Genomic DNA, 21805 nt, shown 5'->3' with positions numbered 1-21805 from the left:
CCGGTGCCGTTCGAAGATCGCCAGTTTGTGCCCATATGTCATCCGCACCTCGGATCGGCATCCTTCGCATCTGAAGGTTTTGATGCTCTTGATCCAGGAGCCCTTCCTGACGATCGTCCTGGAGCAGCGCTGGCATTGAAACATCAGATTCTTGTCGTGCAGGTCGTTTGACAGCGGCATCATCCCTCCTGGACGAGCAGGCCGTGCCGACATGCCCCTCGCCCACTATACCAGACGCTGCAGCACAGAACCGTGACAGAAGTCACATGCATGGTTGCAAGCATCGCCAACATTCCTGCTTGGCCAATGCCGGATCGATGCGCCATATATTAGCAATCTACGATATGTTAACGGCTACACTGCAGCCTGTTCGAATCGGGAAGTCTCCCGATCGACGATCCGGCACCCGGTGTGCCGAGACGCTCGACCGATGCGGAGCAAAACGCATGAGTGTCGAAACAGCATTGGCGCAGCTACTGCGCATGATCCACCGTCGCGCCCTGAACTTGGCGGCACTGCCGGACGATGAGAGAGATCCATATTACGACAGCATCCGCCGATCCTGTTGCGGAGCGGCCGAGCACATCGGTCAATCCCCCGATGATGCCGCCATCACCGCAAACAGCATGGTCGAATTTACCCGGGCGATGGTCGGTATCATTGAGGCGGGGCGCGGGTAAATCGCACGTCGACACGCTCGCGACGAGCTCGGGAGGTGTCGAGAAGCGCGGCTACGGCGCGTTGCCTGCGGCTCGCGAGGTGATCATTGCCATGCGCAGCCCGACGATCGGGCTTCCGAGCGATCGCTATCTCAGATCCCGCCCCAAATGTTCGAGGACAGATGCTTGGTTGTCGGCATCACCGGCCAGCAAATATCCAGCTGATTGTCGGACGGCATACCGTTCCGCATCCGCGTTAGGTTGCGGGCATCCTGCGCATATTTCAAGGCCGCGCCCATGCGGTTCAATGTCTTCAGGATCGACATAAAGTTTATCCTCAATTCGCCATGGCTGTAACGGGGGTCCCGTCGCCTTCATGATGGCGCTTTAGATGATCGCCGATCGTTTCCGCCGCATTGCACGCAAGCGCAAGGCTCGTAACGAGAACGACCGCCTTTGAAACATTCGTATGCAAACAACCCGTATTAGCTTGCAAGGCGTCCGGCCGGCTTGGCTACCGCCGTTGCCCGTTTCGAAACAAATTTGCGCTCAAGCGCCATCAAACCGAAACCAAACTACAGGAAAACCGCAATCGACCGGCTCGACCGGAATTTAAACAGAGGAAAAATCGAAATGTCCAAGATTGTTCGCAATGCAATTCTCGCCCTTGTTGCTGTCGCCGGTCTGACTGGTTCGGCCTATGCTCAGCAGACGACCGTCAATTCGTGCAGCAACCATGACGATTACTATGGCACGTGCCTGGGCGCCGCCAACAACGGTCACCAGGAAGGCCGTGGAAGCAATCTTCGTTAATCGACTATCCGCCGAAAAGAGCCCCGCAGGCATCTCGCCAGCGGGGCTTTTCGTGCTTCACCGCACCCTACCGGAAGACCTATACTCACGCCCTGGGTTGTTGGGTCAATGTCTCAAAGTTCGGAAAAAACGGCATTCTCGAAGTCCGACGAGTGATGAAACTCGCTGGTGACCACGCGCAGCTAGCGCGCCGGCAGGCCATCCCCCAACGTAATCACGGCGAGGCCAGGCGGCCGTTAAGGGTATCCCAGCCGCCGCATTTCATTAGCGTTAACTAATTGTAGACCGCGCTGTCCTATTCTGACACAGCGCGGTCTACTGCCACACAATGACCGTGCAGGCGGCTCTGGCCCAACGCACCCCCCGCACCCAGCCGGAGCCGCCACTTCTCACCATACTCGGCCGGGTTGAATTAACCCTTACCAAATATCCTTTCTGGTGTGTTTCGCAGAAAGGTCGCCTTGCGATCAAATGCTCAGTCGGTCGAGCACGGCGCTGTGCCCTGACCGCAGTTCCGTTGCCATGAACCGCTCTCGTAACAAGCGGTGCCTGGGGTCGCAGCAGGTAAGCCCGGTTTGTTGAGCCCAGTCAGTCTTCGGAAAAATCGATCATTATAACTCGAATAATTCGTTGGAAAGATTGGTTCTGGAATGGCATTTCGGTGGCGAACGCGCCTGGAGAATTCGATTGTCTTTCCTGCCCACCATCGCGAACGATCTTCCAAACAGCCTGAACCCGGCCAATGCCGGACGCGAGCGCCCCGCCCTCGCTTCGGTCTCCACCGGCGTCGTGCCGGGACTGGTCCTGGTGGCGATGGTCACCAGCGTCGCCTATTCGGCGCGCGGCCTCTCCGGCCTCACTTTGTTCAGCCCGATGATCCTGGCTGTCGTCGCCGGCATGATCTATTCCAACGTGCTCGGCGTGCCCGCCGATGCCAAGGCCGGCATCGCCTTTTCGCAAAAGCGGCTGTTGCGCTTCGCCATCGGGCTGCTGGGCTTCCAGCTCACGCTCGGCCAGGTGGCGGGCATCGGCTTTGTCGGCGTCGGCATCGTCGCGGCCACGCTGGGCGCCACCTTCCTGTTCACGGTCACGCTCGGCCGGCTGATCGGCGTCGATGCCAAGCTCGCGCAGCTGATCGCCGCCGGCACCTCGATCTGCGGAGCCTCGGCGATCGTCGCCACCAACATCGTCACCGATGCGCGCGACGAGGACGTCACTTATGCCGTCGCCGCGATCACGCTGTTCGGCACCATCGCCATGCTCGGCTTTCCGCTGCTGGCGCCGGTTCTTGGGCTCGACCATCACGCATTCGGTCTGTGGGCGGGAGCCTCGATCCATGAGGTGGCGCAGGTGATCGGCGCCGGCTTCCAGAACGGCACGCTTGCCGGCGAGACGGCGACCGTCGCCAAGCTGACGCGCGTCGCCATGCTGGCGCCGATGGTGATCGCGCTCGGCGTCATGGCACGCCGCGGCAGCGGCGATGCTACCGGCGCCAAGCCGCCCATGCCCTGGTTCGTCGTCGCCTTCGTCGCGGTCGTGACGCTGAACGGCCTGGTTGCGGTCCCGGCCCAGATCCATACCGCGTTCGCTTTGGCCGCGCAGGTGATGCTGACCATGGGGCTCGCCGCCATGGGCCTTCAGGCCGATATTTCCCAGCTGCGCTCGCGCGGTCTTCGGCCTCTGATGCTGGCCTTCTCGGCCTTCCTCTTCATCGCGGGCTTCAGCCTGACACTGGTGAAGCTCGTTTGAGGCAGGCCGAGACCGACCTCACCTCAGTCCTCGTCATCGCCCTCGAACTGACAGGCCGCGACATAGATCGCGGCGAGTTTCTCGATGCCCGCCTGGTCTTCCTTGTCGAAGCGGCCGGGCAGCGGACTGTCGAGATCGAGCACGCCGAACGCGCCTTCGGCATCGCGCAGAAGCACGACCAGCTCCGAGCGCGAATCGGCATCGCAGGCGATGTGGCCGGGAAATTCGTTGACGTCCTTGACCAGCATCGACATGTCGAGCTCGATGGCCTTGCCGCAGACACCCTTGCCGACGGCGATGCGAACGCAGGCGGGCTTGCCCTGGAAGGGCCCGAGCACCAGCTCGTCGTCAGAGGCGAGGAAATAGAAGCCGGCCCAGTTAAGGTCGGGCACCATCTGATAGATCAGCGCCGCGGTGTTGGCGGCGTTGGCGACGGAATCGCCTTCGCCTTCCAGCAGCGCCTTCAATTGCACCGCCAACTCCTTGTAGAAGGCCGGCTTATTGCTTGTGTCGATTGCCGTTGCAGCAAACATCGCTTGATCTCTCCGTTGCAAGCCGGCCGTGCGGCCAGCTACAGTTCACCTCTCTTTGCCACCAAAACCGCCGCCGGGAAACAGCCTATCGTGACCTCCAGCCATTCCAGAATAGCAAGGGCCAGGACGATCCGGATCGCCGCCGCCGTCATCCGCGACGACGGCGGCAGGCTGCTTCTGGTGCGCAAGCGCGGCACGAGCGCCTTCATGCAGGCCGGGGGCAAGATCGAGCCGGGTGAATTGCCTGCCGCCGCCCTTGCGCGCGAATTGCGCGAGGAGCTGGGCATCGTCGTCGATCCGGGCGCTGCTTCGCATCTCGGCTCCTTTTCTGCGCCCGCCGCCAATGAGCCGGACGCCTGCGTCGAGGCCGAGCTGTTCGAACTCACCATCACCGGCGAGCCGATCCCGGCGGCCGAGATCGAGGAGATGATGTGGTTGAAGCCGGAGCTGGCAAGCGGCATGGAACTCGCTCCGCTTACCTCCGATATCGTGCTCCCGCGCTACGGCCGCCAGCCATGAATTCACACAATGTGGAAAAACAGGCGGCGGGCGGAGCGCCCCTCACCTTTGCGGTGCTGGTCTTTCCCGGCTTTCCGATGATGGCGTTTTCGTCCGTCATCGAGCCGCTGCGCGCCGTCAACATTCTTGCGAAGCGCGACTGCTACCGCTGGGTGATCGTCGGCGCCGATCGAGGCACGGTCGAGGCCTCCAACGGTGTCGTCATCCAACCGGGTTTTTGTGCCACCGACGCGCCGAAGGTCGACCGCATCGTGGTGTGTTCCGGTGGCGATGCCGATCATGTTGTGGCTGATGAGGCGATGAGCTGGATCCGCAAAAGCCTGCGCGGCGGCGCGCATATCGGCGCTGTCGCCGACGCCGCATTCTTCCTCGCCCGCGCCGGCCTGCTCGACGGCCATGCCTGCACCTTGCACTGGACCAGCCAGGCAGCCTTCAGCGAGGCTTTTCCGGATATCGAGCTTCGGCGCGATCTCTTCGTCATCGACCGCAAGCGCTTCACCTCGGCCGGCGGCGTCGGCAGCCTCGACATGATGCTGGAAATCATCACGCAGGACTATGGCGCCGAGATCGCGGCGGGCGTCGCCGAATGGTTCGTGCACTCGCCATTGCGGTCGAGCGTCGACCGCAAGCTGATGCCGCTCAGGCTGCGCACCGGCGTGCAGAACGAGCTGGTGCTGTCGGCCATCGCCATCATGGAGGATGCGGTCGAGGAAAGGCTCGGCATGGCGGAGCTGGCGGAACGGCTCGGCGTCTCGCCCGACAAGCTCGAGCGCAGTTTCCGCGCCGAGCTGGATATCTCGCCCAATGGATACTACCGGCGGCTGCGGCTGAAGCGGGCAGCCGACCTGCTGGCGCATTCGACGCTGATGGTGCGCGATGTGGCGCTGGCTTGCGGGTTCGCTTCCATGTCGAGCTTTGCAAGGGCGTTTCGTGAGGAGCATGGGCACGCGCCGAAAGCGATGCGAAGGCACTAGGTGGAGTGGTGCGGCTCCACGCTCCTTCGTCATCCTAGGGTCTGCGCGCGTCGCTTCGCTCCTCGCTCGCCCTAGAATGACGAAGTTATGATGCGGCATCCGGCACGACAATCGCGGAATTCCGCACAAGCCTAAAACCGTACCCGGCTATGTTCTCCGCAACAGGAGGCTGCGCATGAGCATCGTCGTATTCGACCCCGACAGCACCGAAGATGTGGACTTCAAGGACCGCATGCGCCATCCGGTAGCGGCCGATCCGGCCGGCGGCATGTGGCTTTCCGACACGGAGCCGTCCTTCATCGATGCCGACGCGCTGCGCAAGGGTCGGCTGGCCAAGCTGCGCGCCTGGATGCGGGAGGCAGGCTATGGCGGCGTCGTTTTGTTCGATCCCTACAACCAGCGCTACGCCACCGGCTCGCGCAACATGTTCGGCTATTTCCTGCGCAACTCGACCCGCTATTTCTTCGTGCCCACCGAAGGGCCGATCGTGCTGTTCGAATATCCGCAAAGCTATCATGTCTCGATGGTGCTCGACACGATCGACGAGGCGCGGCCGTCCAAGCTCGTCTGGTCGTCGGTGTCGGGCCGCGACGACGAGACCGCCGGGCCGTTCGCCGACGAGATCACCGAGTTGCTCAAGAAGCATGGCGGCGGCTCGATGAAGCTTGGGCTCGACCGCTGCAGCCATCTGCAGGCGCTGGCGCTGGAAAAGCGCGGCTGCGAGGTGAAGGACTGCCAGGGCGAGATACTGGCGGTGCGCGCGGTCAAGACGCCGGAGGAAGTGAAATGCCTGCTGGCCTCGATGGCGGGCGCCGAGGCCGCGGTGGCGGCTGTGCGCGAGGCGATCAAACCCGGCGTTTCCGAGAACGAGCTCTTCGCCCTCATGTATGGCGAGGTGATCCGGCAAGGCGGCGAGTTCATCGAAACCCGGCTGCTCACTTCGGGACAGCGCACCAATCCATGGTTCAACGAGGCGAGCGGGCGCAAGATCAGGCCGGGCGAGCTGCTGGCGCTCGATACCGATACGATCGGCTGCTATGGCTATTATTCCGATTTTTCGCGCACCTTCCGCTGCGGGCCCGGAAAGCCGACGCCCTATCAGAAGTCGCTCTACCGCATGGCGCACGACCAAGTGCAGCACAATATCGGCATCGTGAAGCCCGGAATGGCCTTCCGCGAGATCGCCGAGAAAGCGTGGAAGATCCCGGACCGCTTCGTCGACCAGCGCTACACCTCGGTCATGCACGGCGTCGGCATGCATGGCGAAACGCCTTTCATCGCGCACGCGATGGACTACGAGACCTATGGCCGCGACGGCATCATCGTGCCCGGCATGGTGGTGAGCGTGGAAAGCTATATCGGCGAGAAAGGCGGTCGCGAGGGCGTCAAGCTCGAGGATGAGATCCTGATCACCGAGACCGGCACCGAACTGCTCTCGCGCTTCCCGTATGAGGATGAGTTTCTTGACAATTAGCGCCGACGCATCGACAGCACATTCCGCATGAAAATGCCCATTTCCATCCGACGCGGCACGGTGGCCGCGGTGTTCATCGATCTCCAGGAGGAGCATCGCAAGGACAAGCGCTATCTGGTCGAGGGCTTCGCCGACATCCTCGCCAATGTGCGGCGCCTGCAGGAGGCGGCGCGGCGCAATTTCGTGCCGCTCTACCACTGGGCCTATATCGTCGATCTCGCCGAGGCGCGGCCCTTCCATCCGGTGGACGGGAGCGGCAAGTCGGCCTTTTCCGACAAGGACGATCCGCTAACCGCGATCTGCCATGAAGTGGCGCCGCAAGATGGCGAAGCCATGCTGGTCAAGCAGGAAGCCAGCGCCTTCGGCAAGAACGATTTTGCCGACCAGCTCAAGGTCTCCGGCATCGAATGGCTAGTGATTGCCGGCGTCTGGACCGAGGCCTGCATCGACGCGACCGTGAAGGACGCGGTGGCGCGGGGTTTTCGCGTGCTTTTGGTCAAGGATGCCTGCGGCAGCGCGAGCGCGGCCATGCACCAGACCGGCATCCTCAACCTCGCCAACCGTCTCTATGGCGGGGCCGTTACCAACACGCTCGACGCCTGCCGGCTGATGGCGGGAGACACCGTGAAGGTATGGCAGGTCGAGGGTTCGGTGCCGCTGCGTTTCACCTTCGAGAACGCGGCGCAGCTCTACGCAGAGCTTTGACGGCAGTGACCAGCGCCCCAACCGATCCGGCGAGCCGCGGCAAATATGCCGACCGGCTCGATCCGGAACTCTGGGATTATATCGACAAGATCAACAGCTGGTACCCGCCGGAGATCGTTGCAGCACCGATTGCCGAGCAGCGCGCGGTCTATGATCGGATGTGCGTCGCGTTTCACCAAGGTCATCCGGAAGGCGTGACGACCAGCGACGGCCTGGTATCGACGACTGCGCATGCGATCCCGATCCGATACTACCGCATGGCGGACAAGGCGGCGGCGGCGATCGTCGTCTATTACCATGGCGGCGGTTGTGTTCTTGGCGACCTCGACAGCCACGACGACATCTGCGCCGAGATCTGCGCCGGCACCGGTTTCGAGGTGGTCTCGGCCGACTACCGGCTGGCCCCGGAGCACCTGCATCCAGCCTCCTTCGACGATGCGCTGGCCGTGTTCGAATGGGTCGCGGCGACCAGCACGCTGCCGATCGTGCTTTGCGGCGAAAGCGCCGGCGGCAACCTCGCCGCCGCGGTGGCGCAAGCGACGCGGCGCCATGAACGGCACGCTGTTGGCCAGATGTTGATCTATCCGGAGCTGGGCGGCGACGAGACCGGGCGCTCTTATGTCGAGCATGCCGAAGCGCCGCTGCTCAGCGTCAGCGATATCGAGTTCTACCGCCGTATCCGGTCCGCGCCCGGGCAGGCTTTGGACGACGCGAAATTCTCGCCGCTCAGGGATAGCGACCTCTCCGGCCTGCCGCCGACGATCATCGTCACCGCCGAATGCGATCCGCTGTCGTCGGACGGTGAGGTCTACCGTGACCGCATCCTCGCCGCCGGCGGGCAGTCGTGGTGGCGCGAGGAGCCGCGGCTGGTGCACAGCTTTCTGCGCGCTCGAACGACCGTGCCGCGCGCGGCGGAGGCGTTTCGGAGGATTGTCGCCGATATTGACGCGCTCGGCGCAGCGACGAAGCGCTGATCTTTCCCTTAGGAGCGTTGAGAGAGATCCTGCAGGGCAGATGGCCTGTGAAGGATCGCGGCGCCGGAAGATCAAGATTCCTCGCCCCACGTAAGTGGGGAGAGGTGGCTCGGCGAAGCCGAGACGGAGAAGGGAGCGCCTTACGAAGGCTCCCCTCTCCGTCCGCTTCGCGGCCACCTCTCCCCGCCTTTGGCGGGGCGAGGAACCCAAGCTTGGTTACCCTGCGGAACAGCGCACAAGAACTGCGGAAAACCAAACATTTCGCCGCAGAAAGCGGACCTATCATCCCCTCGCAGGCAACGGCGTCCCGGCGGTCGCATCCGCCCCCGCGCCTGGCGACCATGGGGCGCCGTTGGCTCGTGCAAGTCGTTGCCCCAACAGGCCGCTGCGTGGGCAACGTGCGCCAACAACAGAGGGAACGACAATGAAATTCATGCTGACCGACAGAAGACTGCACCCGCGTGCCAAGCCGATCGCCGACGATTTCAAGAAGGGCGCGATCAGCCGGCGGGAATATCTGGCTTTGATGGCCGCCTTCGGCGTCAGCGCCGCCGGCGCCATGGCGCTGGGCGGTATCGCTCCCTCACCTGCCCGCGCCGCCGAGCCAAAAAAGGGCGGCGTGCTGCGCGTGGCGATGAACGTCAAAGGTTTTAAAGACCCGCGCACCTTCGACGGCGTCGAGATGTCGAATGTCGCGCGCCAGTGCAACGAATATCTGATGCGCTGGAAAACCGACTTCAGCTTCGAGCCCTGGCTGCTGGAAAGCTGGGAAACCAGCGACGACGCCAAGACGATCACGCTTCACGTGCGCAAGGGCATCACATGGTCGAACGGCGACATTTTCAACGCCGACGACGTGATCCACAACCTCAACCGCTGGTGCGATGCCTCGGTCGCCGGCAATTCGGTCGCGGCGCGCATGGGCGCGCTGGTCAATGCCGACACCAAGAAACCTGTCGACGGCGGCATCCAGAAGATCGATGACTACACCGTCAAGCTCAACCTGCCCAAGCCCGACATCTCGCTGATCGCCGGCATGGCCGACTATCCGGCGCTGATCATGCACCGCACCTATGAGGGCGATGCCGATCCGAACAAGGCTTTGGCCATCACCACCGGCCCTTGCGAGCTGGTGAGTTGGGACGCCGAGACGGGCGCGGAGGTGAAGCGCAAGGACAAGCCCTGGTGGAAGGGCGAATTCTATCTCGACGGCATCAAATGGATCGACTACGGCTCCGATCCCAACGCCATGCTGTCGGCCTTCGAATCCGGCGAAATCGACACCGACCACGAAACCGCCTCGGATGCCGTGTCGCAGACCGAGCAGATGGGCCTGCAGAATTCCGAGATCGCCACCGGCTCGACCATCGTCGCGCGTTTCAATGTCTCCAACGCGCCCTATGACGACGTCAAGGTGCGCCGCGCCGCCCAGTTTGCCGTCGACAATGCGGCCGTGCTGAAGCTCGGGCTCGACGGCCGCGGCAAGCCCGCCGACAATCACCATGTCGGCCCGATGCATCCGGAATTCGCCGATATCGGCCCGGCCAAGCGCGATGTCGAGCAGGCCAAGAAGCTGATTTCGGAATCCGGCAAGGCCGACCACGAATATGAGCTGATCTCGGTCGACGTCGAATGGCAAAAAAGCACCGCCGACGCGATCGCAGCTCAAATCCGCGAGGCCGGCCTGAAGATCAAGCGCACCGTGTTGCCGGCCGCGACCTTCTGGAACGACTGGGCCAAGTTCCCCTATTCCTGCACCGAATGGCTGGGCCGCCCGCTTGGCGTGCAGGTGCTGGCCTTGGCCTACAAATCGGGTGGTGCCTGGAACGAAAGCGCCTATGCGAACAAGGAGTTCGACGAGCTTCTCGACAAGGCGCTTGCCACGCCGGACGCCGCCCAGCGCAAGGAAATCATGGCCAAGATCGAGACCAATCTGCGCGACTCCGGCATCATCATCCAGCCCTACTGGCGCTCGGTCTACCGCACCTACCGCAAGGGCGTGCAGGGCTGCGAACAGCACCAGGCGCTCGAGCAGCATTTCGAGAAAGTCTGGCTGGAGTCCTGATCCTCCCAGGACCGGGCGGCCGGCGCGACCTTCCCGTCGCGTCGGCCGTTTGTCATTTGCCAGCGATTGCCTTTCAGCTCAGATTGCGCCGACCGGTCCCCGCCGGCGCGGAACTTCAAGACCGGCGCGCCGGCGCCGAATTCCGACGTGATCGACGCGCTGGAGATGTGCGAACGTTCGATCCGGCTGTCGGACGAGCCAGGTACCACGGCCCACTCGGCCGCCCGCATTTGCATATCTACCTGCTCGAAATGTCGACGCAGCCCGAACGCGGCATGCGCTCGGCGGAGAGGCTGGGCACGCCGCGGCGTTCCTTACAAGAGGATCGCCCAAGCCTTGAAGCCCGGTCCTGATGGTCTACGAGAAGATCTCCGCCAGTTCGTCGACACTGGTGCCTTCCTTGACCCGGCGCAGCTCGACATAGGTGACCGCGATAGCCACCGAGATCACCGCGGAGAAGATGGTCGACAGTAGACTGCTGCCGACCGCGCCGACGATGATCCCCCTGGTAGTAATTCCGCCACTCAGCACGGCGGCTTGGAACAGCAAGGTGAAAATCACCTGAAGCGCCATTGCCGCTATGCCGATGACCAGAAACAGGAAAAATATCCGCCAGCGGCTCCCCTTCGTCAGAGTTCTGCTTCGTGAAATCGCGGCGAAGACACCGGGTCTTTCCTGGACCACGACGGGCACAGCGACCGATATGCTGATCAACCACATAGCCATGGGAATCATGGCCAGAAGCGCGATAATTCCGCCAGCGATCGGTATGATCATTGCGACGACACCGAGCACTAACACCGCCAGAACCAATGCAAGAATGATTACGAGACCAGTTCCAAGCGTGGGAAAGAAACTGCGCAGCGCGATCTGTATGCAGTCGCCAATTGCCGGGCGCTTGCCGTTCAGATCCTCGATTGTGGCTCGCACCAGCGCAGCTTGCGCGAGAAAAGCCAGCGCCAGAAGGACCAGACCAGCGACTAACGAAACAACACCGTAAGTCCCTACGGTCGACCTTTCGAAGGTGGCGATATCGCCACTGCCTGTCATCCTGGCAACCTGCGTGAAGTTCCAGATATTGTATAGCAGCGCAGGCAGCATCGAAAAAAGGCCGACGATAGCCGCTAGCGTAGCGAAGCTGCGACCGATAACCGAAAAAGTATTGCTGAAAGCCCGGCCGATGCTGAACTTTTCTAGCCTGCCGCTTGCAATCGATGCCATGTTACATTTCCCCCTTAATGGATCTGCAAAACTCGAAAAGTATAAACCACCAACATTGATACTTGCGGTTGGGCCCGCTTGCAATTGTCATGGCGTATTGCCAGTGTCGGCCCGAACCGCAGGTTGCAGGGGGAACGAGCGGGTGACAGCCGCAGGGACGGAAGAGGCCGAACGGCTGGCGCAGTTGCACAAGCAACTGCTGGGGGACGATTCGATCCAGTTCGGGCTGCCGACCTATGTGCGGCCCGAGCCGCCGGAGTGGCTGAAGCCCTTTCTGGATGGCTTGGCAAAGCTCGGTCCCTATATGATCTATCTGTTCTGGGGCGCGGTGATCATCGGCGTCGCGATCATTGCTTTTCTGCTTTTCCTCGAGGCGAAAGGCGTTGCCTGGCGCCTGCCATGGCGGCGGAAACGCGAAGAGACCGAAGCGAAGGAAGAGTGGCGCCCTGACGCGGGGGCGGCCCAGGTCCTGCTCTCCGAGGCCGATGCGCTCGCCGCGCGCGGCGAGTATGACGAGGCGGTACATCTTCTGTTGCGCCGCAGCGTCTCAGACATCGCCACCAGGCTGCCGGATTTCCTGCGTCCGTCTCTCACCGCGCGCGATATCGCCGCGGCGGGTTCGATCCCCACCCGGCCCCGCGCCGCCTTCAGCGAGATCGCGCGCATTGTCGAGGCAGCCTTGTTTGCCCGCCGACCCGTCGGGGTCGAAGGCTGGCGGCAGGCGCGCGGCGCCTATGAGCGTTTCGCCTTTCGGGACGCCTGGGCATGAGCGCGCAACCGACCGAGGCGGCCGCGGAGCCGTTCAGCCGCAAAACCCTGTTCTGGGGCATTTTCGCCAGCCTGCTGGCGGCGGCCGGATTTTTTCTTCTGTCCACCTACGCGCCGGATTTTCGCCAGCCCCAAGGCGGCGCCACGCCGCTTTCGAAAGGCGGCACCGGCTATGCCGGGCTTGTCGAGTGGCTGAAGCTGACCAATGGACAGGCGCCGCCGATGGAACGTGGCGAGAAGGACCTTGCCTCCCCACTGGCATCGACTTTCCTGCTCGTCGTCACCATCGCGCCGGGCAGCGACCCGGCCGCGCTCGATCGCCTCATCAAGCTGCGCTCCGGCAAGGACACGCTCTTCGTCCTGCCGAAGTGGCAGACCTTACCCTTGTTCAGCCATGACGGCTGGGAGACCAAGATCGAGCGGCTGCCCAACAACGTCGTCAACGACTGGCTCGGCCGCATCGCCAAGGCTAAGCTCGGCGAGGCAAAGAGCACGCTCTCGCAGATCAACATCGCCGGCCGCATGGTACCCGCGCCGGACGAGCTGCAATGGGTGGCGGACGAGCATCCGCTGATCGCGGCGGGCGACGGCAAGGCTATCCTGACCGAACTCGACAACGAACCCTTTTACATCCTCACCGACCCCGATTTCATCAACAACTTCGCGCTGAAGGACGAGCAGACGGCGATCGCCGCGCTCGACCTGATCGCCATGCTGGAGCCCGCCAAGGGCGCCGTCATGTTCGACCTGACGCTGCACGGCATCGGCCAGAAATACGATCTTGCCAAGCTTTTGGTCGAACCGCCCTTCCTGGCGCTGACGCTCTCGGTGCTGGTGGCGGCCGCGCTCGCCTTCTTTCACGGGCTCGGCCGCTTCGGTCCGCCGCGCGCCGAAGGGCGCGCCATCGCCTTCGGGAAGCGGGCGCTGGTCGACACGACGGCAATGCTGTTGAAGCGCGCCGGGCGGCTGCAGGGGCTCGGCGGCCGCTATGCAACGCTGATGCGCCAGCGCGCCGCCGCGCTGCTTGGCGCGCCGCATGGGCTGCAGGGCGAGGCGCTCGACCGCTGGCTCGATTCCCGCGACGGGGGCGAAGCGCACGGCTTCACCGCGCGGTTCAAGGCAGTTAACGATTCCAACAGTTTGGCCGGAATGCATGAAGCAGCGGAGAAGCTGCATGACTGGACGGCAAGGAGGCTCGGTGAACGTCGATGAAGTGAAGGCCCTGGCGAGCGCGATCAGGGAAGAAGTCGCGAAAGCGATTACCGGACAGCGCGACACGGTCGACCTGATGCTGACGGCGCTGTTTGCCGGGGGGCATATCCTGCTCGAAGGCCCGCCCGGCACCGCCAAGACCATGACGGCGCGCTGCTTCGCCCAGGCGCTCGGCGTCGCCTATGGCCGTATCCAGTTCACGCCCGACCTGATGCCCGGCGATATCGTCGGCGCCAACATCTATAATTTCCAGACCGGGCAGTTCACGCTGACGCGCGGCCCGATCTTCTGCGATCTCTTGCTCGCCGACGAAATCAACCGCACGCCGCCAAAGACGCAGGCCGCCCTGCTCGAGGCCATGCAGGAACACGCAGTCACCTTCGACGGCACCACGCATCCGCTGGGTCGGAATTTCATGGTGGTGGCGACGCAGAACCCGATCGAGCATCAGGGCGTCTATCCGCTGCCCGAAGCGCAGCTCGACCGCTTCCTGTTCAAGCATCGGGTGAGCTATCCGGACCTGAGGGAAGAGCGCGACATCATCGTCCATCACGGCGGCGGCTCCGCCTCGCACGATATCGGGCAATACGGCATCAAGGCGCAGACCGACCGCAAGACGCTGGAAGCTGCTCTCGCCACGGTCGGCGAAGTCACGCTGGTCGACGATGTCGTCGGCTATATCGCGGCCCTTGTGCGCGGCACGCGCGAAAGCCCCGACCTCGAGGTCGGCGCCAGCCCGCGCGCGGGCGCCATGCTGGCCCGGGCCGCGCGCGCCAGGGCGGCGCTCGAGGGCCGCAACTACGTCATCCCGGACGACGTCAAGGCTTTGGCCGTGCCGGCACTGCGCCACCGCGTCGTGCTTTCGCCGGCCGCGCAGATCGATGGCCGGCTGGTTGAGCAGATCGTGTCCGACCTCGTCGACAATACGGAAGCGCCGCGTTGATCTATCCGAGCGGCCGAGCGGTCTGGGCAGCGGCGGCGGGGGCAATCCCCGCCTTCCTGATCGCGCTCGCTTTGCCGCATGTCTGGTATCTCGGCCTGTTGTGGATCTGCGTGCTTCTCGCCTTCCTGGCGGTGGACGCTGCCGCAGGCAGAGGCCGCGCCTCACTCGATGCCACGCTGACGGCGCCGCCGCAGGTGGGTATCGGCGGGCGCTTCACGTTGCACATCGCGGCCGGTGTCGGGGCAAAGCTACGGCGCCTGCTGGCGCGTGTCGGGCACGACCAGCGGCTGCAGCCGGTCGCGGGCACCGGCGGCGCGCTGCCGGCCAATGGCGGCACGCTCGATCTCGAATTCGAGGCGATCCGCCGCGGCATCGCCAGCTTCGACCGGCTGTGGCTGCGCTGGCAGGGCCCGTTCGGCCTGATGTGGAACCAGGTCATATTGCCGGTCGACCGCAAGATTGCGGTGCTGCCCAACGTCAACAGCGCACGCGACGAGGCGATCACGCTCTTGCAGCGCTCGGCCCTTGCCGACGGCCATGCGCAGAAGCGTGCCGGCCAGGGCCGGGAGTTCGAGTCGCTGAAGGACTACCAGCCCGGCATGGGCCGGCGCATGATCGACTGGAAGCGCAGCGCCCGGCACGGCAAGCTGCTGGCGCGCGAGTTCCGGATCGAGGAGAACAACAACATCGTTCTGGCCATCGATAGCGGCCGGCTGATGTGCGAGCCGGTCGACGGCGTGCCGAAAGTCGACCGCGCGGTGACGGCGGCGCTTCTGTCGGCCTTCATCGCGCTCAAGGGGGGCGATCTCGTCAGCCTGTTTTCCTTCGACGCCAGGCCGCGTGTCTCCAGCGGCGCGGTGCGCGGCTCGCCGAGCTTCACCATGATCCAGAAGCGCGCCGCCGAGATCGACTATTCGACCGAGGAGACCAACTTCACCCTGGCGCTCACCACGCTGTCGGCGAAGCTCGACCGGCGCTCGCTGGTCATCGTCTTCACCGATTTCGTCGATCCGATCAGCGCCGAACTGATGCTGCGCACCGTAGGCCGATTGACCGAGCGGCATCTGGTGCTGTTGATGCTGATGAAGGATGTGGAACTCGAAACGCTGGCCGACATGGCGCCGGCGGCGCCCGAGGATGTCGCCCGCTCGGTCACCGCCGGCGACCTCTTGCGGCAGCGGCAAGTGGTGATCGGCAGGCTCAGGCTGCTTGGCGCGCATGTCATCGAGGCCGACCACCAGCGGCTCGGTCCGGCGCTGGTTGAGCGCTATATCCAGCTCAAGTAGGAGAACCTTCTATGACGCTGTCCACCGGCACCGATGCCGTGCGCCAGTCGCTGGCCAGCTTCCGCCAGGAGCGCGAGGCCGACTGGAAAGCCTTCGAGGCGCTGCTGGCGCGCGTCGAGAAGCGCGCGCCGCGCGCGCTCTCGGAAGACGAGCTGCTGTCGCTGCCGCTCCTCTACCGGTCGGCGCTGTCCTCGCTCTCGGTGGCGCGCGCGACCTCGCTCGACAGCGCGCTGATCGCCTATCTCGAGGCGCTGTGCCTGCGCGGCTATTTCTATCTCTATGGCGCTCGGCGGTCTTTGAAGACGCGCATCGGCGACTTCTTTCTGCACGATTGGCCGGCTGCGATCCGCGACCTTTGGCGCGAGGTGTGGACATCGGTCGGGTTGACGGCGATCGGCGCGATCGCCGGCTATCGGCTGGTCGCCGCCGACAAGCGCTGGTACGACGCCATCATCGCGCCGAGCCTGGCGGGCGGGCGCAACCCGGATTCGTCGGCTGAGACGCTGCGCAGCGTGCTTTATGGCGGCGGCGACCATTTCCTGTCGGGGTTCGCCGCCTATCTCTTCACCCACAACACGCAGGTCTCGATCCTGGCCTTCGCGCTGGGCTTCGCCTTTGCCGTGCCGAGCGTGCTGATCATCCTGATGAATGGCTGCATGCTCGGCGCCATTTTCCAGATCTATGCCGCCAAGGGCCTAGGCTTCGAGCTCGGCGGCTGGCTTTCGATCCACGGCACGACGGAGCTGTTCGCCATCGCCATCGCGGGAGCTGCCGGAATGCGCATCGGCACCAGCATCGCCTTTCCCGGCGAGCTGACCCGCATGGCTGCCGCGGCGCGGGCCGGACGCGTCGCGGCAACCGTCATGATCGGCGTCACGGTGATGCTGCTTTTTGCCGGACTGTTGGAAGGCATCGGCCGGCAGACGATCACCAGCGACCTCGCCCGCTATTCGATCGGCGGCGGCATGCTGGCCTTGTGGATCTGCTATTTCTATCTCTTCCGGATGTTGCGGTATGGCGACCGCTAGGACAGCAAAGGTCAAGAACCCGGCAGTGCTGATCCGCCCGCTGGTCACGCCGGAAGGCGTCGACCTCAGGGTCAAGCTGGCCGACGCCGGCACCCGCGCTTCGGGCTTCCTGCTCGATGTGGTGATCATCATCGTGGCGGCGGTCGTGGTAAGCCTCGTCGCGCTGTTCGGCCTTGGCGGGCTTGGCATACACGATGCCGAACCGCTGTTCATCGTCTGGATCATCTTCATCTTCTTCCTGCGCAACGTCTATTTCATCGCCTTCGAGGCTGGCCGGCGGGCAGCCACGCCGGGCAAGCGCATGGTTGGCGTGAGGGTCGCGTCGCGCAGCGGCGCCGGCCTCACGCTCGACCAGGTCATCGCGCGCAACCTGATGCGCGAGATCGAAGTGTTCCTGCCGCTGTCGATCCTCGCCGCGCGCGCCAGCGCCGACGTCGCCGACACGCTGACGACCATCTTCGGCCTGGTGTGGGCGCTGCTGTTCTCGCTGTTCCCGCTGTTCAACCGCGACCGGTTGAGGATCGGCGACCTGCTTGCCGGCACCTGGGTGGTCGAGGCGCCGAAAGTGGCGTTGCTCGAGGACCTGTCGCTGCGCAACGACCCGGTCGCGGCCGGCTTCCAGTTCAGCCCCGCGCAGCTCGACACCTATGGCATCGCCGAACTGCAGAAGCTTGAGGAAGTATTGCGCCGCGACGATCATTCGGCGCTGAAGGCGGTGGCGGAGACCATCGCCCGCAAGATCGGCGCCAAGGTCGAGCCAATCGATTCAAAGGCTTTCCTCACCGCCTATTACGGCGAGCTGCGCGCGCATCTGGAGCGCAAGCTGCTGCTTGGGAATAGGAAGGCGGATAAGTACGCGCGGTAGGTTGGAGCTCTCAGTATGTCCACCACGATCAGCCAAGCCGAGAGCGCCAGGATAGAAAGCGCAATTCAGGCAGCAGTCTCTGGATCGTGGGAGGAATTTGCGAAACTCACCGACGAACCGTTTCCAAACGATGCGTCGATGAAGGAGCAATTCGAAGATTCCTATCCCCGGCTCAAGCAGGCCAGGGGAAATTGGCAAATGACCTCAGACATAGGTATCGTGCCTGAAGATGGGACGCGCGTGATCACAGTCATACTCAAAGCACCGCCCAACGTGGATATCGTCCTGACACTGCACAGCACAAGCGATCGGGATGACAGCGCCATCAGCATTTGGACGTTTTTTCAGCAGCTGAATTTGGACGATTAGGCCCTAGCCTACCCCACCCACTTCTCGTAATCCGACACCAGCAGGTGCAGCGGCGCCACATCCTCGTCGATGTTGGAGAAGCGGCCGATCGGGTCGCGGAAGACGTTGTCGGTGAGGTCGTCATTGACGGTCGAGACCTCGCCGATCAGCACGTCCTTGCCCTCGGCCCAGAAGGCGTGCCAGACGCCGGGCAGCAGCGTCACGCTCTGGCCCGGATCGAGCTTCAGCAGCCCGCCCGCCGGCAATCTGGTGATGGTGCCGTCGACCGGCACCGAGACTTCGGCCTTCGGGTCGATGCCGCCGTCGCGGTCGTGCATGAACAATTCCAGCACCAGCTTGCCGCCGCCGCGGTTGATGATGTCCTCGGCCTTGATGTTGTGGCGGTGCATCGGCGAGAGCTGGTCCTTGCGCGAGATCATGATCTTTTCGGCATAGAGCATGCCCATGCCGAGCTTCATGTCCTCGTAACGGCCGTTGCGCACGGTGAAGAGGAATAGCCCGAGCTCGTCGAACTTCTCCTGGCCGTAGTCGGTGATGTCCCAGCCGAGACGCGAGGTGAAGATCGCTGCGGAGTCGGCCTTGTGCGCCTTCATCTCTTCCGGCGACCAATAGGCGAAGGGCGGCATGATATAGCCGAAGGAGCGGATGAAGGCGTCGGCTTCGCGGATGATATCGTTGATCTTGGAGCGCTTCATGGGTTCTCTTCCTTCCGGCCGCCGCCTGCTGAAATCTCTCCTTCCGAATAGCCCAATGCCGGTCCTCTGTCGACGCAAACCGACGGGTCTGGCCTCGTGACATAGGCCGAATTCGGGCCCATAAACCCAACTGATTTGTTTTAACGCAATGTCTTTGCCCCACAGCGGATCGCCGCTCGGAAGACATGCTCGGACGGGTGATCTCATGCCAAGAATAGACGACCTCGACACACCGGCGATCCTCATCGATGCCGCCCGCGCCGAGGCGAACATCAAAAAAGCGCAGGCCCATGCGGACGCTCACGGTCTGAAGCTCCGCCCGCATATCAAGACGCACAAGCTGCCTTACTGGGCGAAGAAGCAGGTGGCGGCGGGCGCTGTCGGCATTACCTGCCAGAAGATCGGCGAGGCCGAGGTGATGGCTGATGCCGGGCTGACCGACATTTTTCTCCCTTACAACATCCTTGGTCGCGCCAAGCTGGAGCGGCTGAAGGCGCTGCATGGGCGCGTGACGCTATCGGTGACGGCGGACAGCCGTGACACTTTGGAGGGCCTTGCCGCCACCTTCACAGACGCGGGCCATCCGCTGCAGGTGCTGGTCGAGTGCGACACCGGCATGGGCCGCTGCGGCGTGCAGAGCGCCGACGAAGCGCTGACGCTGGCGAAAGTGATCGACCAGGCCAAGGGCCTCGCCTTCGGCGGATTGATGACCTATCCGGCGGCGGGGCGCGGCGCCGAGGCGGACGCCTGGCTGAAGACCGCGCGCGGCGCGCTTGCCGCGGCGGGGCTCGAATGCGAACGCATCTCCAGCGGCGGCACACCGGACATGTGGCGCTCCGGCGAGGACAGCATCGTCACCGAATACCGGCCCGGCACCTACATCTATCTCGACCGCTACCAGGTCGCCAAAGGCGTCGGCACGCTGAACGACTGCGCGCTGACCGTGCTCGCCACGGTGGTCAGTCATCCTACGCCGATCCGCGCCATCCTCGACAGCGGCAGCAAGGCGCTATCGTCCGACACACTCGGCCTGCCGGAATTCGGCGAGCTGCTCGGCGTGCCGGGCGCCCGCGTCACCGGCTTGAGCGAAGAGCACGGCACCGTCACGCTTTCGGACGGCGCCAAGCTGCGCATCGGCGACCGCGTGCGCGTCGTTCCCGATCATTGCTGCGTGGTGACGAATTTGTTCGACCAGGTGCATCTGGTCGACGGTGACAAGGTGCTGGAAACGCTGCCGGTGGCGGCGCGTGGACGAATGGGGTGAGCGGCTTTTCCTTCTCCCCTTGTGGGAGAAGGTGGATCGGCGCGTTAGCGCCGAGACGGATGAGGGGTGCTCCAGCGGAGCGAGGCGCTGGCTTTCCCTGGAACACCCCTCATCCGGCCGCTTCGCGGCCACCTTCTCCCACAAGGGGAGAAGGGGGAGCCCGTTCCGCCTGCCTCGCGGCAACTCTGCGCATTGCGGTTACCCGCCGCCTGAAAATCTCCGTGCGCATGGCCATCACGTGCAGGGCGAAGAACAGTACCGTGAAGCCGAGCGCCATCACGGCCAACGGCCAAAGCATCGAGGGGTCGATGGTCGGACCGCCGAGGCGGAAGACCGAGGCCGGCTGGTGCAACGTGTTCCACCAGTCGACCGAGAATTTGATGATCGGGATGTTGATGAAGCCGACCAGCGTGATGATGGCGGCGGCCCAGGCGGCGCGGCCGGCATCGTCCAGCGCACGGGTCAGCGCGATGATGCCGAGATACATCAGGAAAAGCACGAAGACCGAGGTCAGCCGCGCGTCCCACACCCACCAGGTGCCCCACATCGGCTTGCCCCAGATGGAACCGGTAATCAGCGCCAGCGCGGTGAAGGTGGCGCCGATTGGGGCCGCCGCTTTCAGCGCGACATCCGCCAGCGGATGACGCCAGACCAGCGTGCCTAGCGCCGAGATCGCCATGATCGTGTAGCACATCATGGCGAGCCAGGCGAAAGGCACGTGGATATACATGATGCGCACCGTGATGCCCTGCTGGAAATCCTCCGGCGCGGTGAAGCTCATATAGAGGCCGACGGCGAGCAGGATCGCCGCGACCGCCACCAGCCACGGAATGACCTTGTCGGCCAGCCCGACGAAGCGCGTCGGGTTGGCGAGATCGATCCAGCCGGCAAGGCGTGAGGTGGTGTCGCTCATGCCGACCTAAATAGACCGGAGATTGGTCTGGGGCAATCGGGGGAAGGCGTCGCAGGAAGAGGCACCCTGCCTCCTCCCCTTGTGGGAGAAGGTGGATCGGCGCGTCAGCGCCGAGACGGATGAGGGGTGTTCCAGCGGAGTGAGACGCAGGCTTTCCCTGGAGCACCCCTCATCCGTCGCCTTCGGCGACACCTTCTCCCACAGGGGGGGCTTTGCACGGGGGAGTGAGTTCTGTTTGTTGGGCTAATGAGGCGGTTTTTTAAGGCCCAGGGGAGCGGTTTTGGGCGGCTTTGCGGGGCATTTGCCGGGTTAGGCGGCCGATCCGCTGGACTGCGGACGCACTCATGCTCGTCTCTCAGCAGGTGGAAAGAGGGCGCCGATCATGGTCCTTAGATTGTAAGCGCAGGCCGCCAGCATGCACTGCGTGCGGTTGGCGGCCAGGTTGAAGAAGCGCACGCGCCGCATGCCATAGTGCTCCTTGAATACGGCGAACGGCCGCTCGACCGCCGCGCGCACCTTGGCGATCAGCCGGTTGCGCAGCTTTTGGCGCGGCGGCAGCTCGGGGTGATGCTTGTTGGCCCGCCGCATCAGCCGATCCTTGATGTTGGCCTCGGCTAGCCGATCGTGCCTGGCGTGGGTGTAATAGGCCTGATCGCCATAGGCCGCCTTCTCGTCGCCGCAGATCAGCTGGTCGGCCGGCTCGGTGTCGGTGAGCGAGGCGTCGCTCACCTCGACGCGCCGGATGATGGTGTGCGCCTGGTCAGCGCCGATGTGCA

Annotated in this window: 23 protein-coding genes; 17 read left to right on the top strand and 6 right to left on the bottom strand. The window is 63.8% G+C overall.

All coding sequences use genetic code 11. The annotated features are described in order from the left end of the window. Positions 1 to 446 precede the first annotated feature (446 nt). Entirely contained in the window at positions 447 to 680 is a 234-nt protein-coding gene (locus tag O7A05_RS14515) for a hypothetical protein (RefSeq protein WP_337093763.1), read from the top strand. Between the two features lie 131 nt (positions 681 to 811). On the opposite strand, the gene O7A05_RS14510 is transcribed toward O7A05_RS14515, so the two are convergent. Then, entirely contained in the window at positions 812 to 985 is a 174-nt protein-coding gene (locus O7A05_RS14510) for a hypothetical protein (RefSeq protein WP_337093762.1), read from the bottom strand. A gap of 184 nt (positions 986 to 1169) precedes the next feature. On the opposite strand from O7A05_RS14510, the gene O7A05_RS14505 reads away from it, so the two are divergent. Continuing rightward, positions 1170 to 1472, top strand: coding sequence for a hypothetical protein (locus O7A05_RS14505; RefSeq protein ID WP_337093761.1), 303 nt, complete (start codon positions 1170 to 1172; stop codon positions 1470 to 1472). Positions 1473 to 2159: 687 nt separating this feature from the next. Continuing rightward, on the top strand, positions 2160 to 3221 hold the full coding sequence (locus O7A05_RS14500) for a YeiH family protein (RefSeq protein ID WP_337093760.1): 1062 nt from the start codon (positions 2160 to 2162) through the stop codon (positions 3219 to 3221). A gap of 23 nt (positions 3222 to 3244) precedes the next feature. Here O7A05_RS14500 and O7A05_RS14495 read toward each other — a convergent pair whose 3' ends face one another. After that, positions 3245 to 3754 (bottom strand): GAF domain-containing protein, encoded by a 510-nt coding sequence (locus O7A05_RS14495; RefSeq protein ID WP_337093759.1) that lies wholly within the window; start codon positions 3752 to 3754, stop codon positions 3245 to 3247. A gap of 90 nt (positions 3755 to 3844) precedes the next feature. Here O7A05_RS14495 and O7A05_RS14490 point away from each other — a divergent pair, with 90 nt between their 5' ends. The 6 genes from O7A05_RS14490 to O7A05_RS14465 all read left to right on the top strand — a co-directional run bounded on the left by O7A05_RS14490 (position 3845) and on the right by O7A05_RS14465 (position 10465). Beyond that, complete coding sequence (locus O7A05_RS14490; RefSeq protein WP_337093758.1) at positions 3845 to 4273, top strand: NUDIX hydrolase; 429 nt, start codon at positions 3845 to 3847, stop codon at positions 4271 to 4273. Beyond that, positions 4270 to 5247, top strand: coding sequence for a GlxA family transcriptional regulator (locus tag O7A05_RS14485; protein WP_337093757.1), 978 nt, complete (start codon positions 4270 to 4272; stop codon positions 5245 to 5247). The genes O7A05_RS14490 and O7A05_RS14485 overlap by 4 nt, the downstream gene beginning before the upstream one ends. 175 nt (positions 5248 to 5422) lie before the next feature. Further along, positions 5423 to 6721 carry a M24 family metallopeptidase gene (locus O7A05_RS14480; protein ID WP_337093756.1) on the top strand — a complete coding sequence of 433 codons (1299 nt, stop codon included), beginning with the start codon at positions 5423 to 5425 and terminating at the stop codon, positions 6719 to 6721. 27 nt (positions 6722 to 6748) lie between these two features. Further along, complete coding sequence (locus tag O7A05_RS14475; RefSeq protein ID WP_337093755.1) at positions 6749 to 7426, top strand: isochorismatase family protein; 678 nt, start codon at positions 6749 to 6751, stop codon at positions 7424 to 7426. After that, the gene (locus tag O7A05_RS14470; RefSeq protein ID WP_415927013.1) at positions 7423 to 8400 is read left to right on the top strand and encodes an alpha/beta hydrolase; all 978 of its coding nucleotides are present in this window, start codon (positions 7423 to 7425) and stop codon (positions 8398 to 8400) included. Before O7A05_RS14475 ends, O7A05_RS14470 begins: the two co-directional genes overlap by 4 nt. Before the next feature lie 424 nt (positions 8401 to 8824). After that, positions 8825 to 10465, top strand: a complete 1641-nt coding sequence (locus O7A05_RS14465; RefSeq protein ID WP_337093753.1) for an ABC transporter substrate-binding protein — start codon at positions 8825 to 8827, stop codon at positions 10463 to 10465. A gap of 357 nt (positions 10466 to 10822) precedes the next feature. Here the strand turns inward: O7A05_RS14465 and O7A05_RS14460 are convergent, their stop codons facing one another. Beyond that, positions 10823 to 11686, bottom strand: a complete 864-nt coding sequence (locus O7A05_RS14460; protein ID WP_337093752.1) for a hypothetical protein — start codon at positions 11684 to 11686, stop codon at positions 10823 to 10825. Between the two features lie 142 nt (positions 11687 to 11828). On the opposite strand from O7A05_RS14460, the gene O7A05_RS14455 reads away from it, so the two are divergent. The 7 genes from O7A05_RS14455 to O7A05_RS14425 are packed head-to-tail and all read left to right on the top strand — an operon-like array spanning position 11829 to position 18157. After that, positions 11829 to 12455, top strand: a complete 627-nt coding sequence (locus tag O7A05_RS14455; RefSeq protein ID WP_337093751.1) for a DUF4129 domain-containing protein — start codon at positions 11829 to 11831, stop codon at positions 12453 to 12455. Next, the gene (locus tag O7A05_RS14450; RefSeq protein ID WP_337093750.1) at positions 12452 to 13666 is read left to right on the top strand and encodes a DUF4350 domain-containing protein; all 1215 of its coding nucleotides are present in this window, start codon (positions 12452 to 12454) and stop codon (positions 13664 to 13666) included. Before O7A05_RS14455 ends, O7A05_RS14450 begins: the two co-directional genes overlap by 4 nt. After that, positions 13653 to 14609, top strand: a complete 957-nt coding sequence (locus tag O7A05_RS14445; RefSeq protein WP_337093749.1) for an AAA family ATPase — start codon at positions 13653 to 13655, stop codon at positions 14607 to 14609. Before O7A05_RS14450 ends, O7A05_RS14445 begins: the two co-directional genes overlap by 14 nt. Then, positions 14606 to 15895 carry a DUF58 domain-containing protein gene (locus O7A05_RS14440; protein ID WP_337093748.1) on the top strand — a complete coding sequence of 430 codons (1290 nt, stop codon included), beginning with the start codon at positions 14606 to 14608 and terminating at the stop codon, positions 15893 to 15895. Before O7A05_RS14445 ends, O7A05_RS14440 begins: the two co-directional genes overlap by 4 nt. Positions 15896 to 15906: 11 nt before the next feature. Beyond that, positions 15907 to 16923 carry a stage II sporulation protein M gene (locus O7A05_RS14435; protein WP_337093747.1) on the top strand — a complete coding sequence of 339 codons (1017 nt, stop codon included), beginning with the start codon at positions 15907 to 15909 and terminating at the stop codon, positions 16921 to 16923. Next, positions 16910 to 17788, top strand: coding sequence for an RDD family protein (locus O7A05_RS14430; protein WP_337093746.1), 879 nt, complete (start codon positions 16910 to 16912; stop codon positions 17786 to 17788). Before O7A05_RS14435 ends, O7A05_RS14430 begins: the two co-directional genes overlap by 14 nt. 15 nt (positions 17789 to 17803) lie before the next feature. After that, positions 17804 to 18157, top strand: coding sequence for a hypothetical protein (locus tag O7A05_RS14425; RefSeq protein WP_337093745.1), 354 nt, complete (start codon positions 17804 to 17806; stop codon positions 18155 to 18157). Between the two features lie 8 nt (positions 18158 to 18165). Here O7A05_RS14425 and O7A05_RS14420 read toward each other — a convergent pair whose 3' ends face one another. Next, a complete protein-coding gene (locus O7A05_RS14420) occupies positions 18166 to 18852 on the bottom strand; it encodes a D-lyxose/D-mannose family sugar isomerase (RefSeq protein ID WP_140684126.1) in 687 nt (228 codons plus the stop codon). A 205-nt stretch (positions 18853 to 19057) separates the two neighbouring features. Between O7A05_RS14420 and O7A05_RS14415 the strand changes: the two genes are divergently transcribed. After that, on the top strand, positions 19058 to 20116 hold the full coding sequence (locus O7A05_RS14415; protein WP_337093744.1) for a D-TA family PLP-dependent enzyme: 1059 nt from the start codon (positions 19058 to 19060) through the stop codon (positions 20114 to 20116). Positions 20117 to 20225: 109 nt separating this feature from the next. On the opposite strand, the gene O7A05_RS14410 is transcribed toward O7A05_RS14415, so the two are convergent. Beyond that, positions 20226 to 21029 carry a heme ABC transporter permease gene (locus O7A05_RS14410; protein WP_337093743.1) on the bottom strand — a complete coding sequence of 268 codons (804 nt, stop codon included), beginning with the start codon at positions 21027 to 21029 and terminating at the stop codon, positions 20226 to 20228. Between the two features lie 342 nt (positions 21030 to 21371). Then, positions 21372 to 21805: transposase (locus tag O7A05_RS14405; protein WP_337093742.1), on the bottom strand; the 434-nt coding region annotated here is incomplete at its 5' end.

It is taken from the genome of Mesorhizobium argentiipisi (SeqCode), assembly GCF_037179585.1.
In the GTDB taxonomy this organism is placed as follows: Bacteria; Pseudomonadota; Alphaproteobacteria; order Rhizobiales; family Rhizobiaceae; genus Mesorhizobium; species Mesorhizobium argentiipisi.
Note: the sequence above shows the minus strand (reverse complement) of the source record. Positions and strands in the feature narration are given on the sequence as shown.

Excerpts from the sequence above, each read along its gene's own strand:
- O7A05_RS14450 (WP_337093750.1), top strand. The coding sequence starts at position 12,452 with ATGAGCGCGCAACCGACCGAGGCGGCCGCGGAGCCGTTCAGCCGCAAA.
- O7A05_RS14420 (WP_140684126.1), bottom strand. The coding sequence starts at position 18,852 with ATGAAGCGCTCCAAGATCAACGATATCATCCGCGAAGCCGACGCCTTC.
- O7A05_RS14415 (WP_337093744.1), top strand. The coding sequence starts at position 19,058 with ATGCCAAGAATAGACGACCTCGACACACCGGCGATCCTCATCGATGCC.
- O7A05_RS14485 (WP_337093757.1), top strand. The coding sequence starts at position 4,270 with ATGAATTCACACAATGTGGAAAAACAGGCGGCGGGCGGAGCGCCCCTC.
- O7A05_RS14510 (WP_337093762.1), bottom strand. The coding sequence starts at position 985 with ATGTCGATCCTGAAGACATTGAACCGCATGGGCGCGGCCTTGAAATAT.
- O7A05_RS14430 (WP_337093746.1), top strand. The coding sequence starts at position 16,910 with ATGGCGACCGCTAGGACAGCAAAGGTCAAGAACCCGGCAGTGCTGATC.
- O7A05_RS14435 (WP_337093747.1), top strand. The coding sequence starts at position 15,907 with ATGACGCTGTCCACCGGCACCGATGCCGTGCGCCAGTCGCTGGCCAGC.
- O7A05_RS14495 (WP_337093759.1), bottom strand. The coding sequence starts at position 3,754 with ATGTTTGCTGCAACGGCAATCGACACAAGCAATAAGCCGGCCTTCTAC.
- O7A05_RS14460 (WP_337093752.1), bottom strand. The coding sequence starts at position 11,686 with ATGGCATCGATTGCAAGCGGCAGGCTAGAAAAGTTCAGCATCGGCCGG.
- O7A05_RS14410 (WP_337093743.1), bottom strand. The coding sequence starts at position 21,029 with ATGAGCGACACCACCTCACGCCTTGCCGGCTGGATCGATCTCGCCAAC.
- O7A05_RS14480 (WP_337093756.1), top strand. The coding sequence starts at position 5,423 with ATGAGCATCGTCGTATTCGACCCCGACAGCACCGAAGATGTGGACTTC.
- O7A05_RS14475 (WP_337093755.1), top strand. The coding sequence starts at position 6,749 with ATGAAAATGCCCATTTCCATCCGACGCGGCACGGTGGCCGCGGTGTTC.
- O7A05_RS14515 (WP_337093763.1), top strand. The coding sequence starts at position 447 with ATGAGTGTCGAAACAGCATTGGCGCAGCTACTGCGCATGATCCACCGT.
- O7A05_RS14425 (WP_337093745.1), top strand. The coding sequence starts at position 17,804 with ATGTCCACCACGATCAGCCAAGCCGAGAGCGCCAGGATAGAAAGCGCA.
- O7A05_RS14465 (WP_337093753.1), top strand. The coding sequence starts at position 8,825 with ATGAAATTCATGCTGACCGACAGAAGACTGCACCCGCGTGCCAAGCCG.